Below are 16,039 nucleotides of genomic sequence, written 5' to 3' on the forward strand. Positions count from 1 at the left end.
GACCATCGGGATCATCCGCTGCAATTGCGTCAAGAAACGCCTCACACAGCGCAACCGGGTCGATCTGCCCCGCCGCAATCCCGCGCCCCAACGCTGCCGCGCTCATCCGTCGCCAATCCTGCGCCATGCCTTACCCCTGCTTAGTGTCGCAGCCACGCTAAAGCGGCGCGGCAGCGTGGACAATCCCGCAAGCGCGGTCATATTCAGAGCCATGATCGACATGCCCGACACACCCGACGCTCTTATCATTGGCGGCAGCTTGAACGGAGCCGCACTGGCACTGGCGCTGGCGCAAGCCGGCCTGCGCGTGACCGTGCTGGACGCCCTGCCGCGAACGACGCAAACCTCTGCCGACTTTGACGGACGATGCTACGCGATGGCGCTGGCATCGGTGCGGATGCTCAAGGCGCTTGGGCTGTGGGCAACTCTGGCCGATGGAGCGCAACCGATCCTCGACATAAAGGTCAGCGATGGGCGCTCCGGCGAAGGGCCGTCGCCTTGCACATTGCACTTCGACCATTCCGAGCTGGAAGAAGGCCCAATGGGACACATGGTGGAAGATCGCCATCTGCGCCCTGCCCTGCTTGCGGCCATCGATGCAGCGCCCGGCATCACGCACAGACCCGCCACGCGCGTCATCGCGCAAGGGGTCGAAAATGGTCTGGCAACTGTGACGCTGGACAGCGGCGAGGTTTTGCGCGCACCGCTTCTGATCGGGGCTGATGGGCGCACCGGGCCGACCGCCTCGCGGGCAGGCATCCGCCGCAGAGTGACGGACTATCATCAGACCGCGCTGGTCTGCGCCATTGAACATGACAAACCGCATCGTGGCATCGCGCACCAATTCTTCATGCCGCCCGGTCCGCTGGCCATCCTGCCGTTGACCGGCAATCGCAGCTCAATCGTCTGGAGCGAAACCGCCCCCCGCGCCGCATCCATTCACGGCTTGGACGATGCCGGGTATCTTGACGTGCTCCGGCCACGCTTTGGCAGCTTTCTTGGGGAAATTCGGCTGGCGGGCGCACGATACACATACCCACTGAACATGACGCTGGCCTCAAGTTTCACCGCGGCGCGCTTGGCTCTGGTGGGGGATGCGGCGCGCGGCGTGCACCCAATTGCCGGGCAAGGCCTGAATGCCGGGCTGCGAGATGTGGCGGCACTGGCCGAAGTCCTTGTTCTGGCCCATCGCCGGGGCGAAGATATCGGCGCGCCCGATGTTCTGTCGCGGTATGCAGGATGGCGCCGGTTCGACACGGCGACGCTCGCCTTTGCAACCGACACGTTCAACCGGCTTTTTTCCAACGACAACCCGGTTTTGCGGGCGGGGCGCGATCTGGGTCTTGGGCTGGTCAATGCAGCGCCCACGCTGCGCCGTGCATTTATGCGCGAGGCGGCGGGCCTGACGGGCGATCTACCCCGCCTGATGAGCGGGACACCGCTTTAGATCAGTCGCTCAAAGGCCGGGCTTCATCAGCCAGCATGACGGGGATCCCTTCGCGGATCGGATACGCCAGCCCGGCTTGCTTCGAGATAAGCTCATGCCGCTCAGCGTCATAAACCAGCGTGGCCTGTGTTTGCGGACAGGTCAGTGCCTCAAGCATCCGCCGATCAAACAGCGGCACCGTCATTGCATCATTTCGTCCCGGTCGCCCCCAAGAAGCGCGAATTCAATCAACGTGACCAAGGTTTCTCGCCGCGTGGTCAGGGATGGCGCCTCTAGCAGGGCTTGCTTGTCTTCCGGCTCAAACGGGCACAGCATCGACAGGGAGTTGATCAACAACTCGTCTTCAGCATCCTTGAGGCTCTCCCAATCCGTAGACAGGTTCCGCGCCTCAAAGAAGCGGCTGAGCAGATCCATGAAGCTCTCACGATCAAAGGCCGCGTCTGCCTCAACCCCGCCAAGGTCACGTTCAAAGCCAGCCCATGATACATCCGCTTTCAGATATGGCGCAAAACCTGAAACCTCGCGCGTGACGCGATACCGGGATTTTCCCGCTAGGGTGATCATGTAACGGCCATCTTCGGTTTCCGAGAACCCAGTCACGCGGCCGGCACAGCCAATGCCATGCAAACGGGTCGCGTCGCTGCCCGGCACGGCACGTGGCTGAACCATTCCGATCAACCTATGTTCGGTCTTTAAAGCGTCATCGAGCATCGCCAGATAGCGCGGCTCGAAAATGTGCAATGGCAACCGGGCCCGGGGCAGCAATAGCGCGCCGGGCAACGGGAAAACCGGGATGGTGGCCGGCAGATCTGCTGGTGATGTCATGTCAGACAGTTTAGCCCGTGATCGCCATCAGGCAAATATCATCGAAGAGAGCTTGCGCCGTCCCGCCAGAGCGATGGGGTCTTGCGGTTTCAATGCATCAAAGATCGTGAACAGCTGAGCCTTTGCAGCACCGTCATTCCATTCCCGGTCGCGGCGGAACAGATCAAGCAATTCATCGACTGCGCCTTGAACGTCGTCGGTCGCATAAAGCGCCTTTGCCAACTCAAGCCGTGCCTCATGGTCGTTTGGGTCCGCCTCAACAGCGGCGCGCAATTCTGCGACGGGGCCCGCTTCGGCGGCCTGTCGTGCAAGATCAAGCTGCGCGCGTGCCACTTCAATTTCCGGCTTGTCCGCCAATTCGGGCGCTGCGTTGTTCAGCAAAGCTTCTGCCTGATCCAACTCACCAAGAGCAATATGTGCGCGTGCCAGCCCGCCAAAAGCAGCAGCGTTGGTTTGGTCTTCGCCAAGGATGGCGGCAAATGTCTGCGCCGCGTCAACTACGGCCCCCTCGGTCAGCATGTCTTCTGCTGCTGCAATTGCGTCTGCCAAACCGCCGTCAGCTTCGGCCCCGTTGCCCATTTTGGCGACCCGATCGACAAACTCCGTAATTTCAGATGGCGACACCGCACCCTGAAAACCATCGACAGGCTGACCTTGCCAGAAAGCATAGACCGTCGGGATCGACTGAATCCGCAACTGTCCTGCAATGCCTTGGTTCTGGTCGACGTCCAATTTGACCATCTTCACCGCGCCTTTTGCGGCAGTGACGGCCGCTTCCAGTGCAGGACCAAGGGTCTTGCAAGGGCCACACCAAGGCGCCCAGAAATCTACAATCACCGGGACCGTCTGGCTGGTCTCGATGACATCGGCCATGAAGGTGGCTTCCGATCCGTCCTTGATCAGATCCCCTGTTCCCGCTGCGGGTTCGTTCGCGCTTGCGCCAAGGTTCAACATCTGAGTGTCCCCGTGTCCTATGATACCGTGTCTATATGAGGGACGAGGGGCAAAAGGCCAAGGGGTTGGTCAAAGATCAAAGCTGGCAAAGACCGGCGCATGGTCACTCGGCCGGTCCCATCCCCGCGCATCGCGAAGCACCCGGCTGTCACCCGCGCCCGATGCAAGGTCAGGCGTCGCCCAGATATGATCGAGCCTGCGGCCTTTATCGGCGGCGGACCAATCCTTGGCGCGATATGACCACCAGGAATAGAGTTGCCCGTCCGGGATATCCGCCCGCGTGACATCGACCCAACCCCCTGCTTGTTGGGCGTCATCCAAGTGAGCCACTTCAATCGGTGTGTGACTCACCACCTTGAGCAACTGCTTGTGCGACCAAACATCATCCTCTCGGGGGGCAATGTTCAAATCCCCGACAAGGATGGACCGGGTTGGGCGCTCGGCCATGAACCAATCCCGCATCTCGGTCAGAAAATCCAATTTATGGCCGAATTTGTCGTTTACTGTACGGTCAGCCACATCGCCGCCAGCAGGGATATACACGTTATGAATGACCGTGCCGTCCTCAAGACGCGCAGCGACATGGCGCGCGTCGCCCTTTCCGACAAAATCCCGATGCCCGGCATCTTCCAATGGCAAGCGGCTTAGTATGGCGACACCGTTATAGCCCTTTTGCCCTCGGGCAACCATGTGACTGTAGCCAAGCGCGGCGAACCCTTCGGTTGGGATTTTGTCCACAGGACTTTTGCATTCTTGAAGGCACAGAACATCGGGGCCCTCTTCGCGCAGCAGCTTTTGCACCAAGTCTTCGCGAAGGCGCACGGAATTGATGTTCCAGGTAGCAAGGGTCAGAGTCATATAGTCGCCTTCCGATTTATTCTTCGCCTGACTAGCTGCCCCACACGAGCCTGAAAAGCCCCGCGCACTCTGGCGCGCGTTGCAATTGTGCACCACTTGTTAGGGCGCAGGCTGTTCGCCCGGCACTCTTGCACCACGATGCTGGAGGGAACGACCACGATCGTCTAACGCACATAGTAAGAACGAGGGGCCAATCGTGAACCGGCTAAAGCGTCGCTGGCGTGATCTGGAAATTAAAATACAAAAAAGCGCGCGCTTTCAGGGCGGGCTGCGTAAGCTGTTCTCGGCCTACGTGAACTTTGTCTACCGTACCACGCGCTGGGACTATATCGGCTTTGAAAGCTATGAAGCGGACATCGCGCGCGGCGTTCCACGTGTGCTGTGTTGCTGGCACGAGCGGCTGATCTTTACCCCCTATTTGCGCGATTGGTCGGACCACAAGTTGACCGTGATGGCCAGCCAGCACGCGGACGCGCGGATCGCCAGCGCCAATTTGCTGGAACGCGGCATCGGTTTAATCGAATTGGCCACATCCGGTGACAATTCCACGGCACTGCGCGACGCCATCAAAGTTCTCAAGGCTGGCGGATCACTCGGGATCACGGTTGATGGGCCGTTCGGCCCGGCTCGCCAAGCCAAACCCGGCGCACTTGTGATCGCGGGGCTGGCCGGCGTTCAGGCCGCCCCATGCAGTTTTGCAATAAAGCGGTCGATCCGCCTGAAAACCTGGGATCGGTTTGTTGTCCCGCTTCCGTGGTCGCGCGGCGTGCTTGCGGTTGGTGACGGCTTTACGCCCCCTCGGCGCATGGACGAAGATCAAACCAAGGACGCCTGCGCCCAACTGACCGCGCTGATCGACGATCTGACAGAAGATTGCGAAGCACGGCTGCGTACCCGGTAAACTGCACGATACGGCCTTTTGCAAACCTGTGATTGCCCAGCCCCACCATATCAAGAAAAAAGGCCCCCACCAAAGCAGGGGCCAGTCCAACAGGGAGGTGCACCATTGCCCGGGTGCGCGGGATCTGAATTCCTGTATTTTCACTGTGCCATAGGTTGACTCTTCCAGCAATGCGACCTTGGGACCAAGGCTGGAAAACCCCCGGACAAATCAACTCACAAGCCGATATCCGCCGCTTTCGGTCACAAGGAGCCGGGCATTTGACGGGTCTGGTTCAATTTTCTGGCGCAAACGGTAGATATGCGTTTCCAAGGTGTGTGTCGTCACGCCCGCATTGTAGCCCCAAACTTCATGCAGCAAGATATCCCGTGCCACCACACCGTCCGTCGCTCGGTACAGGAACTTCAGGATATTTGTTTCTTTCTCGGTCAGACGGATCTTACGATCGTCATCGTCAATCAGCATCTTCATGGATGGCTTGAACGTATACGGCCCAAGCTGGAATACCGCGTCCTCGCTTTGCTCATGCTGGCGCAATTGCGCACGGATACGGGCCAAAAGAACGGGGAATTTGAATGGCTTGGTAACATAATCATTGGCGCCGGCATCAAGGCCGAGAATGGTGTCACTATCACTGTCATGGCCAGTCAACATGAGGACCGGGCATTTGACGCCCTGCTTGCGCATCAACCGGCATAGTTCACGGCCGTCCGTATCAGGCAGACCCACATCCAGAATGACCAGATCATATGACGCTTCCTTGGCGCGCTTCATGCCATCAGCGCCGCTGCCCGCCTCGAACACATCGAATTCTTCGGTCATCACAAGCTGTTCTGACAGCGCTTCCCGCAGGTCTTCGTCATCATCAACCAACAAGATCTTTTTCAACTGAGCCATTTTATCCTCGCCATCATGTCATCTGTCGTGTCTGTGACTAAGTTGCGCTTGTCTGCGCGGTCCGACAAGATATGTGGCAGTTGCCTCACGTGCTCGTGTGAACCTGTCAAAGATGTTACAGAAAGCCGCCATTGGCGGCCCTTCGGAAAGGACGATCTGGCGTGACGTTACAACCCAACACGCTCGAACTTATGGCGCGGGCCCGTGCAGACCTCAGAATGGGGTTGGGAGTTGTCCTGCTTGGAACCGATGGATCAGATGCGCTGATCTTTTCCACCGAAAGCCTGAGTGCCGAACGACTCGCCACGGCCCGCAAACTTGGCGACGCCGTGATCGCGTTGACGGCGCGCCGGGCCGAAACGCTCAAAGCGCGGGCGTATGATGATGACGTGGCACGAGTAACACTGCCCAGTGACGCCGGGTTGGACTGGGTGACTGCACTGGCCGATCCAGCCGATGATCTGTCCACGCCGATGAAAGGGCCGTTCAGAACCTTGCGGGATGGCCCCGCCGACCTTCACCGTGCCGCAATTCGTCTGTGCAAAACCGCACGGTTACTACCCGCAGCACTGGTCGTTCCGATTTCCAACGGGGCAGACCTGGCTCGAAATGCGGGCCTGACGCTTTTACCGGCGACCGAAGCCATCCAACTGACTCACGCGGCGAGCCCACTCAATGATGTGATCCACGCGCGACTCCCGATGGAAGTGTCCGAGGCCGGCCGCCTTCATGTGTTTCGCCCCGAAAACGGCGGGGAAGAACATTATGCAATCGAAGTCGGGCAACCGGATCGGGACGCGCCGGTGCTGACCAGATTGCACTCCGCCTGCTTCACCGGCGATGTAATGGGCTCGCTCAAATGCGATTGCGGCCCTCAATTACGCGGGGCACTGGCACAGATGGGCGCCGAAGGGAATGGCGTTCTGCTCTACTTGAACCAAGAAGGGCGCGGCATCGGGCTGGCCAACAAAATGCGCGCTTATTCTCTTCAAGACCAAGGCTTTGACACAGTCGAAGCAAACCATCGCCTCGGGTTTGAAGACGACGAACGCGATTTCCGAATCGGGGCTTCCTTGCTGAAACGGTTAGGGTTTTCGCAAGCGCGATTGCTGACCAATAACCCACGCAAAGTCGCGATGCTGGATCGACACGGGATTGAGGTGATAGAGCGGGTTGCGTTGAAGGTCGGGCGCGGGGCTCACAACTCGGCTTACCTCGATACCAAGGCTGCAAAGTCCGGGCACCTGTTGTGACCCGAGCCACCGATATCGTGGTTACTGCACACGGGGCGCGGTTTTTGGGGCGGGATTTGTCTTGTTCCATAGGTCGCGGAGGATTTACGCAGAACAAGCGCGAAGGGGATGGCGCCACCCCGATTGGAACACACCGTATTGTTGGCCTGCTATGGCGACCCGACAGGTTGGCACGCCCTGCAAATTGGGCAGTTCCCATTCGGCCAGTGGACCTGTGGTCTGATGACCCGGCCGACCCGGACAATTATAACCTGATGGTCCGTGCGCCTTATTCGTTTAGTCATGAACGTTTGCGCCGCGCCGATCCGCTGTATGACATGGTTTTGATCACTGATTGGAACTGGCCAAGGGCCGAAACCGGGCGCGGCTCGGCCATTTTCGTGCACCAATGGCGAAAGCCTCGGCATCCGACCGAAGGCTGCATCGCTTTTTCACGCGAAACTTTGAACTGGATTATTCCGCGCATCCGCTATGCAACGCGCCTGATCATCAAAGGCTAACCTGGCCTCAGCACAAAGCCCTATTCAGCATTTTCAGCCATAGGTGCGTTCCCCAAAGATCGCAGAGCCGACCCGGACATGTGTTGCGCCCAATGCAACGGCGGTTTCAAAATCGCCGCTCATACCCATGGATAGGCCTGTCAAACCGACGTTCTCCGACAGTTTTCGAAGAAGCGCGAAATGCAGGCTCGGCTCTTCCTCGGCCGGGGGGATACACATGAGACCGGCCAGCGGAAGATCCATCGCGCGGCAGCTTGCAACGAAAGCTTCGGTCTCGGCAGGCAAAACGCCCGCTTTTTGCGGCTCTTCCCCCGTATTGACCTGCACGAACAGATCAGGGCTGGACCCGCGTGCTTGGGCCAGATCCGCCAATTTGCGCGCCAGCTTCTCACGGTCCAACGAGTGGATCGTATCAAAGAGTTCGACCGCTGCCTTGGCTTTGTTTGTCTGAAGCGGACCCAGCAGATGAACTGACACGCCACCAAAGCGATCCTTCAGGTCAGGCCACTTTCCCTGTGCTTCCTGCACTTTGTTTTCGCCAAACAGGCGATGACCCGCTTCAAGCACAGACACCACACGGTCAAGCGGTTGCACCTTGGACACGGCAATCAACTGCACATCGCCCACATGGCGCCCAGCAGATTTTTCGGCTTTGGCGATACGCGCCTTGATGTCGTCCAATCCCATATCACGCGCCCCCGTTTAAAACGTGCTCGCTTTCAATCACGCCCCTGCACAAAAGAAAAGAGCGGGCCGAAGCCCGCTCTTTGTCGTGTCTTGTGATCGCTAGGATCAGAAGTCGATGGAAACACCGAAGTCTGCAACTGTCAGCGCGTCTGCTGCCAAGTCGCTGTCTGCTTGTGCAACACCGGCTTCGAGCGCCAGGCCACCGCCGAGGTCGTAGGCAACGCCAAGACCGTAGGCTTCAAAATCGTTGTCCGGTGTACCGGCTGTTTTGAAGTCTGTGGTGATGGCACGGTAGTATGCGGAAACGGATGCAGCACCGAAGGCAGCAGCTGCCGAAACGCCGTACTGGTCAACGGTGTCGATGTTGGTTCCGTCAACGTCGATGCGGCCGTAAATACCCTTCAGGGTCACGTTGGCGAAGGTTACCGATGCGGCACCAATCACCTGGGACGCGCCATCTGGTGCAGTCGCGGTGATTGCGGTGCTGCCGGTCGAACCCAGAGCGTCGATATCGAAGATTGTGATGGTCGCGCCATCAGCAACGGCTTCGTAAGCTGCACCAACCGAGAACAGGTCAGTCGCGTAACCGGCACCGATATTGTAGCCTGCGTCATCGGACAGACCCAGCGACAGTGTCAGGCCAGAGATGGCGTAGTCGTAACGAGCAACTGGGCCAGCAGGCTGTGCGCCGGCGCCGAGCAGGAAGAGGTTCTCGTTGAAGTCGCCGAGACCGGAAAGACCAACACCAGCCAAGTCGCCGATTACGTTCTCTGCGCCACCGTCGATGTCGCCCATGGTCAGCGTGCCGAAGTCACCCGAGATGAAGATCGAGTTGTCCCAGCCACGTGCGCCCTGGGATGCACCCAGATCGTCGAAATCGCCGGATGCGCCGAAGGTCAGGCCGCTGTCGGATGTGCCGGACACTTTGAAGTCGACGTCCAGGTCATATACGAAGCTGTAGTTCGAGAAGTTGTTGCCCGAACCCGCTGGTACTTGATCAGCCGACGTATCGGTTGTTGCGAAGATTGGGTTGCCGTTGTCGCCGTATGCAACACCCATGTAGCCGTCGCCGCCGATGACGACTTCTGCGGATGCAAAGCCTGCCGACGCGATCAGAGCGGTCGAGGCAAGAAGAATCTTTTTCATGTGGTTTCCCTCGTAGGATTTAAGGTGATCCTCAAGCGGGCCACCCCGTTTGAGTTGCAGCCTAATTCTACGGTTCCGCCCCACAAAACAAGCATCGGGAAAACTCGCCGTGTTTGCAGATTAAAATTGGTGCAGGTTTGCCACAGTCCGAAATCCGGCCCGGTTCGGCCCGATCTCAGGCCGCCGACTGCTCTCTTGGCACGCGTTGCGCTTGTCCGCGCCGCACGCGCGCGATAGGGATTGCGCCAAAGCGTCAGGGATACAGAGCATATGATACGACCCAGGACTGCGAAACTTGCCGTTCTGACCGCAGCCGCAGTGGCGCTGTCGGCATGCGGCAGCGTTCCCAAGAGTGACAGCACCATTCCAGCCGACACAGGAACAGGGTCCACCTTGTTCGATCTGTTCGAGAATCGCGATGACCCGAACGTAACGCTGGAAGTTAACCGATATATCTGGTCAGCGGCACAAGATGTGCTTGGGTTTCTTCCTCTGGAACGCGCTGATCCTTTTACAGGTCTGCTGGTTTATGGCTTTGGCACCCCGCCCGGTGGCGGACGCGCGTATCGCGCCACCGTCTATATTCGGGACCCGTCGCTTGATGCGCGATCTCTGAATGTTGCGCTTGCGACGCGCGGCGGGCCAGCTGCGCCAGAGACGACTCGCGCGATCGAAGATGCGATTCTGACCCGGGCGCGCCAACTGCGTGTCGCCGAAGAACAACTCTGAACCGCGCCCACGCCCTTAGTTACTCAGCCAACAAGCCAACCCTAACGCCCAAAGACACAGGATGAACACCGCCATGTCCCGTTACGACCCCGCCACCATCGAATCCAAGTGGCAACAGGAATGGGACGCCGCAGAAGTCTTTCAGGCGACATCAGACCCGAAGCGCCCCAAATATTACGTGTTGGAAATGTTCCCCTATCCATCGGGAAATCTGCATATGGGGCATGTCCGGAACTATGCCATGGGCGACGTCGTGGCCCGCTATAAGGCGGCCTGCGGGTTTAACGTCTTGCACCCCATGGGCTGGGACGCGTTTGGCTTGCCGGCAGAAAACGCCGCGATGGAACGCAAGATTCATCCCGGCGCGTGGACCTATGACAACATCGCCAATATGAAATCACAGTTCCGGTCCCTTGGTTTGTCCTTGGACTGGTCCCGCGAATTCGCGACATGCGATCCCGAATACTACGGTCAACAGCAAGCCTTGTTCCTTGATTTCTTGGAAAAAGGTTTGGTCTATCGCAAGGCCGCTGTCGTCAATTGGGATCCGGTGGATATGACGGTCCTTGCAAACGAACAGGTTGAAGACGGACGCGGCTGGCGGTCTGGTGCGCTCGTTGAACGGCGAGAGCTGACGCAGTGGTTCTTCCGAATCTCTGACTTCTCTGACGACCTGCTGACGGCCTTGGATGGCCTTGAGAACTGGCCCGACAAAGTCCGCACCATGCAGGCCAACTGGATCGGCCGATCTCGCGGGTTGCGTTTCGGGTTCGATCTGACAACGCCGTCACATGGGATCGACAAGGTTGATGTGTTCACGACCCGGCCAGATACGCTCATGGGCGCGTCCTTTGTTGGCCTCTCTCCCGACCACCCTCTGACCAAAGCTCTTGAAGCCGAGAATCCGGATCTGGCCGCGTTCTGCGCAGAATGTCGAAGCGTCGGCACGTCAGAAGAAGCGCTTGAGAAAGCAGAAAAGCGTGGCATGGACACCGGGCTGCGTGTGCGTCATCCATTGAAGCCTGATTGGGAATTGCCTGTTTGGGTCGCAAACTTCATTCTCATGGATTATGGAACCGGCGCGGTTTTCGCCTGCCCTGCCCATGATCAACGCGACCTCGATTTTGCTCGGAAATACGATCTTCCGGTCACAGAGACCTTTGAGTCTCTGTCAGACCCGCAGCCCGTCACCGACAAGGCCCTGATTCCACCAAAATCCGAAAAGGTACGTTGGATCAATCACTTTGCGGGACTTGATATCGCCACCGGGGATGCTGCGATCGAAGCGACGATTGCGCTGGCTGAAAAAGACGGTTGGGGCACCGGGGTGACACAATTCAGGCTGCGCGACTGGGGCTTGTCGCGGCAACGGTACTGGGGCTGCCCGATTCCCGTCGTTCATTGCGACGCGTGCGGTGTAGTTCCCGAAAAGAAAGAGAACCTGCCGGTTCGCCTTCCCGATGACGTGAGCTTCGACAAACCGGGCAATCCACTTGACCGGCATGACGCGTGGCGCAACGTGCCTTGCCCTTCCTGCGGCGCGCCGGCCAAACGCGAAACCGACACGATGGACACCTTCGTCGATTCGTCTTGGTATTTTGCGCGCTTCACATCGCCGGGGGCCGCGACACCGACAGACCGATCCGAAGCAGATTACTGGATGAACGTGGACCAGTATATCGGGGGCGTCGAACACGCGATCCTGCACCTGCTCTACTCGCGCTTCTTTTCGCGGGCGATGGCAATTTGCGGACATTTGCCAGATACCGCTGCCGAACCGTTTAATGCGCTGTTCACGCAAGGGATGGTGACGCATGAAATCTATCAAACCCGCGATGGGCAGGGCCGCCCGGTGTATCACCTTCCCGCCGAAGTCACGGACGGCAAGCTTGAAAATGGCGACTCGGTTGAGGTGATCCCGTCTGCCAAGATGTCCAAGTCCAAGAAGAACGTCGTCGATCCGGTCGGCATCGTGGACCGTTTCGGCGCCGACACCGCACGCTGGTTCATGCTGTCCGACAGCCCCCCCGAACGCGACGTTGAATGGACCGACGCAGGGGCCGAAGCCGCCCACAAGCACCTCGCACGGGTCTGGCGCATGGCCAATGAACTGAGCGAGAGCCTGCCGAAGGCTGGCGAAAGCGGCGCAGAGGCGGCGCCGAAGGCCGTCTCCGATGCGGCGCTGGCCCGGATCACCGCGCGCGCCATTCGTGATGTTACAGACGGCATTGACGGATTCGCCTTCAACACGTCCGTGGCCAAGCTCTATGCCTTCACAGCCGCAATCGCGAAATCAAAGGCGCCAGACACGGACCGCGCCGCCGCTTTGTCAGTGCTCGCTCAATTGATGGCGCCGATGACGCCGCATTTGGCAGAAGATGTCTGGGCCAAACTTGGCGGCACGGGTCTTCTTGCAAATCAGCCTTGGCCAAAAGCCGATCAGGCACTCTTGGTTGATCAAACAGTCACCCTGCCAATTCAGGTGAACGGAAAGCGGCGTTCGCAACTCAGCGTCGCAAAGGACATGCCGAAGGACGAGATTGAAAAACTTGTTCTGGCCGATCCCGCCGTTCAAAAAGCCTTGGCAGGCGGCACCCCGAAAAAGCTGATTGTTGTACCCGGACGCATTGTCAATGTCGTGGTCTGACGCGATCCCGGCATCCCCCGGAAGGCGCGCAATTCTAGCCGCATTCTTCGGCACGGCGCTTGCCGCTTGCGGCTTCACTCCTGTTTATGCTCCGGGAAGTACCGGCGCCGCACTCGACGGGACGGTCGAGGTCGCGCTAGCCGGCGGAAGCAGTGGCTTCACGCTGACCGAGGCACTACAGGACCGTCTGGGTGCGCCGGGAAGCTCGCCAAGGTTTCGTCTAACACCCTCTCTCGGCGTCTCAAGTGAACGCGTTGCCATCACGACGGCGCAATCAACGAACCGCTACAACCTGATCGGCACGGTTTCCTATACCCTCACCGAACTTGCCAGCGGGGAACAACGCGCCTCCGGCAGGATTGACGGGTTCAACAGTTACTCCGCCATCGGCTCATCCGTCGCAACGGCCACCGCCGAAGCTGACGCTTATGACCGGCTGATGATCATTCTGGCCGACAAGGTCGTCGCCGATCTTCTGGTAAAGCAAGGTTTGGCTCAGTGAAACTGTCCGCCCGCGATGCCGCCGTGTTCTTTGATCGCCCGGACCCGGCGCGCGCAGGCATACTCATTTATGGCCCAGACGCTATGCGCTGCGCCCTGCGCCGCGAACAGGTCATTGCAAAACTGATTGGCCTGGATGGCGCAAATGAAATGCGCCTGACCCGCATGACGCCTCAAGAACTACGCGGTGATCCGGCGGCTCTGTCCGACGCTGTCCGGGCGCAAGGGTTCTTTCCCGGCCCGCGCGTGGTTTTTATCGAGGACGCGACTGAAACCGTGGCAAAGGCCGCCGCCAGCGTGCTGGAAGATTGGCAACAAGGTGATGCTCAACTCGTCGTGACCGCGGGAAACCTGAGCAAAGGCAACGCCTTGCGCAAGCTGTTCGAAGGTCACCGAAACGCGGTTGCGGCCGCTGTTTATGCCGACCCGCCCAGCAGAGCTGACGTCGAGGCGAGCGTCGCCCGTGCCGGACTACGCGACTTGCCCGCCACAGCGATGGCCGATTTGGTGGCTCTGGCTCAGACACTCGATCCCGGCGACTTCGCGCAGACCCTTGAAAAGCTTTCGCTCTACAAACTGGACGATCCAGAACCTGTCTGCGCCGAAGACATCGCCGCTGTTGCACCCCTATCGGTCGAAGCGGAACTGGACGAAATGTTGAACGCGGTCGCCGAAGGCCGCACGGACCGCATTGGCCCAACGTTGCAACGCTTGCACGCGCAGGGCATTGCCCCCGTCACAATGGCCATCGGCGCGACACGCCATTTCCGAACATTGCACGCCATCGCTGCCCACCCCGGTGGCCCGTCCCAAGGCATTGGCGCCTTGCGTCCCCCGATTTTCGGCCCACGCCGGGATCGAATGCAACGGCAAGCCGGGCAATGGGGCCGTCCCCGGCTGGAAGATGCGCTGGCGACACTTGTGGATGCTGATCTGGCGCTGCGCTCAGGCGGTGCAACAGCCCCACAACACGCGATGATGGAACGTGCGCTTATGCGGCTGACCTTCCTCGCGCGCCGCTGATGTAAGGCACGCCAAACACGCCTCTGTGCACGCTTTTTGATTGGGGGGTGTCCGCAAAAATGTGTTGGTCGGCTCAGCGGGACGAAGCAGCGCCTTGGGCGAAGGTCGCTGACATTCCGCGACACTCCCATATTTCCGTCTAGTGCGAGGAGGGAGAGGTCACCTCTCTGGCATGTAATGAGCCAGGAACATGTCCACGCAGTCAGCGGTGACGGTATCCGGGTCGATCTCGGCATTCGCCCTCATCAGGAACTGCGGCCAGACCAGGAAGTGCTTCACCATCGAAAGCAGTTGGCCCGCTGCGAAGCTCGGCTCAACCTCACGTAAGGTGCCCGCCTGCATCGCTTCACCGATCAGCCCCGAGATCGGGCCATCCTGCACCGCCGCCTTGGCAAAGAAGGCCTGCGCCAGTTCCTGATCGCGCAGAAGCTCTGACATGACCAGCCGGTTAAGGCCCATGTATTGCTCGCCTGTCAGATGGTCGACGTAGTCCCGTACCGCAGCGATCAGCTGCTCGCGTAGCGGCAGATCAGGCCGAAAGTGCAGCTTCGGCACAGCGGCGATTTCCTCAAGCAGGATGTCGGTGATCGCGGCAAAGAGCAGTTCCTTGCTCTCGAAGTGCTTGTAGAGCGTGCGCTTCGACACCTCGGCCAGATCCGCAATCCGGTTCACCCGCGCGGCAGGGAAGCCCTGCTCGCGGAACTCCTGGATTGCTGCATCGAGAATATCTTTTCTTTTCTTATCAGTCAGTTTCATCGATACCGCCTCTTCGAACCGCAATTTTGTAAACAGCCGGGTTTACATTTTGCACCGCTCTCGCCTATGTAAACACCAGAGTTTACAAACGCAAGCGCTGCGGCGCCAGAGGACACCACGATGAAACACAACCAATTCGGACCGAAAGGCTGGACGCCCGAGCGCCTCGGCAACCTTGAAGGCAAGAGCTATGTGATCACCGGCGCCAACGCCGGCGCGGGCTTCCAGGCGGCGCGCATTCTTTTGGGCAAGGGCGCGGAAGTGGTAATGCTGAACCGAAGCGCCGAGAAATCCGAGATATAGCTGAAAGTTGGTGATGGCCCCTGAGGGGCGGCATATCATGGCGTTGTTCACGCGCCGCAATTCTCTGCAGAGAAAAGGATATGCCACATGACGAAGACTATCATCACGACCTTGCCCGATCCACATGGATTTTCAGCTGACCCGTTGACTGACCTTCTGCGTTCAGGTGCGCGCAGCCTGATCCAGCAAGCAGTTGAAGCAGAGCTTTCGGTGTTGTTGGAGGCCTATTCCGGCGACCGGATCGAGGATGGTCGCGCTCGGCTTGTCCGCCACGGGCATTTGCCGGAACGCCAGGTGATGACTGGGATCGGTACTGTGCCGGTCAAGGTGCCGCGCGTGCGAGACCGGGGCGACACCGCTGAGAAAGTCCGGTTCACCTCGACAATCCTGCCGCCCTATTTGCGCAAAGCCAAATCCATCGAAGAACTGCTGCCCTGGCTTTATCTCAAAGGCATTTCCACTGGCGACTTTCACGAAGCACTTGCCGCACTTTTGGGCCCCAATGCAGCGGGGCTGTCATCAACGACAATTTCTCGGCTTAAAGCTGACTGGTGGGACGACTACGACCGCTGGCAACGCCGCGATCTCAGCACGCGCCGGTTCGTCTACATC

18 protein-coding genes are annotated in these 16,039 nt (G+C 59.2%); 10 read left to right on the plus strand and 8 right to left on the minus strand.

Going from position 1 to position 16,039, the window contains the following annotated elements; genetic code table 11:
• Positions 1 to 175: 175 nt before the first annotated feature.
• The gene (locus tag E2L05_RS17980) at positions 176 to 1,447 is read left to right on the plus strand and encodes an FAD-dependent monooxygenase (protein ID WP_394346567.1); all 1,272 of its coding nucleotides are present in this window, start codon (positions 176 to 178) and stop codon (positions 1,445 to 1,447) included.
• A gap of 1 nt (position 1,448) precedes the next feature.
• Here the strand turns inward: E2L05_RS17980 and E2L05_RS17985 are convergent, their stop codons facing one another.
• The 4 genes from E2L05_RS17985 to E2L05_RS18000 all read right to left on the minus strand — a co-directional run bounded on the left by E2L05_RS17985 (position 1,449) and on the right by E2L05_RS18000 (position 4,084).
• Entirely contained in the window at positions 1,449 to 1,631 is a 183-nt protein-coding gene (locus tag E2L05_RS17985; RefSeq protein WP_133344182.1) for a Trm112 family protein, read from the minus strand.
• Positions 1,628 to 2,272, minus strand: a complete 645-nt coding sequence (locus tag E2L05_RS17990; protein WP_133344183.1) for an LON peptidase substrate-binding domain-containing protein — start codon at positions 2,270 to 2,272, stop codon at positions 1,628 to 1,630. Before E2L05_RS17990 ends, E2L05_RS17985 begins: the two co-directional genes overlap by 4 nt.
• Positions 2,273 to 2,299: 27 nt before the next feature.
• Complete coding sequence (locus tag E2L05_RS17995) at positions 2,300 to 3,226, minus strand: thioredoxin family protein (RefSeq protein WP_133344184.1); 927 nt, start codon at positions 3,224 to 3,226, stop codon at positions 2,300 to 2,302.
• Positions 3,227 to 3,295: 69 nt separating this feature from the next.
• On the minus strand, positions 3,296 to 4,084 hold the full coding sequence (locus E2L05_RS18000; protein ID WP_133344185.1) for an exodeoxyribonuclease III: 789 nt from the start codon (positions 4,082 to 4,084) through the stop codon (positions 3,296 to 3,298).
• Positions 4,085 to 4,280: 196 nt separating this feature from the next.
• Here E2L05_RS18000 and E2L05_RS18005 point away from each other — a divergent pair, with 196 nt between their 5' ends.
• Positions 4,281 to 4,985, plus strand: coding sequence for a lysophospholipid acyltransferase family protein (locus E2L05_RS18005; protein ID WP_133344186.1), 705 nt, complete (start codon positions 4,281 to 4,283; stop codon positions 4,983 to 4,985).
• A gap of 210 nt (positions 4,986 to 5,195) precedes the next feature.
• Here the strand turns inward: E2L05_RS18005 and E2L05_RS18010 are convergent, their stop codons facing one another.
• Positions 5,196 to 5,882: a response regulator transcription factor gene (locus tag E2L05_RS18010; RefSeq protein WP_133344187.1), complete on the minus strand. Its 687-nt coding sequence runs from the start codon at positions 5,880 to 5,882 to the stop codon at positions 5,196 to 5,198.
• Between the two features lie 161 nt (positions 5,883 to 6,043).
• Here E2L05_RS18010 and ribA point away from each other — a divergent pair, with 161 nt between their 5' ends.
• Positions 6,044 to 7,135 carry a GTP cyclohydrolase II gene (ribA, locus tag E2L05_RS18015; protein WP_133344188.1) on the plus strand — a complete coding sequence of 364 codons (1,092 nt, stop codon included), beginning with the start codon at positions 6,044 to 6,046 and terminating at the stop codon, positions 7,133 to 7,135.
• Positions 7,132 to 7,635: a L,D-transpeptidase family protein gene (locus E2L05_RS18020; RefSeq protein ID WP_133344189.1), complete on the plus strand. Its 504-nt coding sequence runs from the start codon at positions 7,132 to 7,134 to the stop codon at positions 7,633 to 7,635. Before ribA ends, E2L05_RS18020 begins: the two co-directional genes overlap by 4 nt.
• A gap of 33 nt (positions 7,636 to 7,668) precedes the next feature.
• On the opposite strand, the gene E2L05_RS18025 is transcribed toward E2L05_RS18020, so the two are convergent.
• Together E2L05_RS18025 and E2L05_RS18030 are read right to left on the minus strand one after the other, a co-directional pair.
• On the minus strand, positions 7,669 to 8,322 hold the full coding sequence (locus tag E2L05_RS18025; protein ID WP_133344190.1) for a YggS family pyridoxal phosphate-dependent enzyme: 654 nt from the start codon (positions 8,320 to 8,322) through the stop codon (positions 7,669 to 7,671).
• A gap of 105 nt (positions 8,323 to 8,427) precedes the next feature.
• The gene (locus E2L05_RS18030) at positions 8,428 to 9,468 is read right to left on the minus strand and encodes a porin (protein ID WP_133344191.1); all 1,041 of its coding nucleotides are present in this window, start codon (positions 9,466 to 9,468) and stop codon (positions 8,428 to 8,430) included.
• Between the two features lie 270 nt (positions 9,469 to 9,738).
• Here E2L05_RS18030 and E2L05_RS18035 point away from each other — a divergent pair, with 270 nt between their 5' ends.
• The 4 genes from E2L05_RS18035 (at position 9,739) to holA (ending at position 14,368) form a co-directional block, all read left to right on the plus strand.
• Positions 9,739 to 10,197, plus strand: coding sequence for a DUF3576 domain-containing protein (locus E2L05_RS18035; RefSeq protein ID WP_133344192.1), 459 nt, complete (start codon positions 9,739 to 9,741; stop codon positions 10,195 to 10,197).
• Between the two features lie 73 nt (positions 10,198 to 10,270).
• Positions 10,271 to 12,844, plus strand: coding sequence for a leucine--tRNA ligase (gene leuS, locus E2L05_RS18040; RefSeq protein ID WP_133344193.1), 2,574 nt, complete (start codon positions 10,271 to 10,273; stop codon positions 12,842 to 12,844).
• Complete coding sequence (gene lptE / locus E2L05_RS18045) at positions 12,831 to 13,346, plus strand: LPS assembly lipoprotein LptE (RefSeq protein WP_133344194.1); 516 nt, start codon at positions 12,831 to 12,833, stop codon at positions 13,344 to 13,346. The genes leuS and lptE overlap by 14 nt, the downstream gene beginning before the upstream one ends.
• A complete protein-coding gene (gene holA / locus E2L05_RS18050; protein WP_133344195.1) occupies positions 13,343 to 14,368 on the plus strand; it encodes a DNA polymerase III subunit delta in 1,026 nt (341 codons plus the stop codon). Before lptE ends, holA begins: the two co-directional genes overlap by 4 nt.
• A 159-nt stretch (positions 14,369 to 14,527) precedes the next feature.
• Here holA and E2L05_RS18055 read toward each other — a convergent pair whose 3' ends face one another.
• Complete coding sequence (locus E2L05_RS18055) at positions 14,528 to 15,124, minus strand: TetR/AcrR family transcriptional regulator (RefSeq protein WP_133344196.1); 597 nt, start codon at positions 15,122 to 15,124, stop codon at positions 14,528 to 14,530.
• Between the two features lie 120 nt (positions 15,125 to 15,244).
• Between E2L05_RS18055 and E2L05_RS18060 the strand changes: the two genes are divergently transcribed.
• Together E2L05_RS18060 and E2L05_RS18065 are read left to right on the plus strand one after the other, a co-directional pair.
• Positions 15,245 to 15,427 (plus strand): hypothetical protein, encoded by a 183-nt coding sequence (locus E2L05_RS18060; RefSeq protein WP_243722046.1) that lies wholly within the window; start codon positions 15,245 to 15,247, stop codon positions 15,425 to 15,427.
• Positions 15,428 to 15,514: 87 nt separating this feature from the next.
• A partial coding sequence (locus tag E2L05_RS18065) for a transposase (RefSeq protein ID WP_208016242.1) occupies positions 15,515 to 16,039 on the plus strand: 525 nt, incomplete at its 3' end.

This window comes from Meridianimarinicoccus aquatilis, assembly GCF_004358675.1.
Taxonomy (GTDB): Bacteria; Pseudomonadota; Alphaproteobacteria; order Rhodobacterales; family Rhodobacteraceae; genus Meridianimarinicoccus; species Meridianimarinicoccus aquatilis.

Bases quoted from the DNA above. Each gene is read 5' to 3' on its own strand.
- E2L05_RS17985 (WP_133344182.1), bottom strand. From the start codon at position 1,631: ATGACGGTGCCGCTGTTTGATCGGCGGATGCTTGAGGCACTGACCTGT.
- E2L05_RS17990 (WP_133344183.1), bottom strand. From the start codon at position 2,272: ATGACATCACCAGCAGATCTGCCGGCCACCATCCCGGTTTTCCCGTTG.
- E2L05_RS17995 (WP_133344184.1), bottom strand. From the start codon at position 3,226: ATGTTGAACCTTGGCGCAAGCGCGAACGAACCCGCAGCGGGAACAGGG.
- E2L05_RS18000 (WP_133344185.1), bottom strand. From the start codon at position 4,084: ATGACTCTGACCCTTGCTACCTGGAACATCAATTCCGTGCGCCTTCGC.
- E2L05_RS18010 (WP_133344187.1), bottom strand. From the start codon at position 5,882: ATGGCTCAGTTGAAAAAGATCTTGTTGGTTGATGATGACGAAGACCTG.
- E2L05_RS18025 (WP_133344190.1), bottom strand. From the start codon at position 8,322: ATGGGATTGGACGACATCAAGGCGCGTATCGCCAAAGCCGAAAAATCT.
- E2L05_RS18030 (WP_133344191.1), bottom strand. From the start codon at position 9,468: ATGAAAAAGATTCTTCTTGCCTCGACCGCTCTGATCGCGTCGGCAGGC.
- E2L05_RS18035 (WP_133344192.1), top strand. From the start codon at position 9,739: ATGATACGACCCAGGACTGCGAAACTTGCCGTTCTGACCGCAGCCGCA.
- leuS (WP_133344193.1), top strand. From the start codon at position 10,271: ATGTCCCGTTACGACCCCGCCACCATCGAATCCAAGTGGCAACAGGAA.
- lptE (WP_133344194.1), top strand. From the start codon at position 12,831: ATGTCGTGGTCTGACGCGATCCCGGCATCCCCCGGAAGGCGCGCAATT.
- E2L05_RS18055 (WP_133344196.1), bottom strand. From the start codon at position 15,124: ATGAAACTGACTGATAAGAAAAGAAAAGATATTCTCGATGCAGCAATC.
- E2L05_RS18060 (WP_243722046.1), top strand. From the start codon at position 15,245: ATGAAACACAACCAATTCGGACCGAAAGGCTGGACGCCCGAGCGCCTC.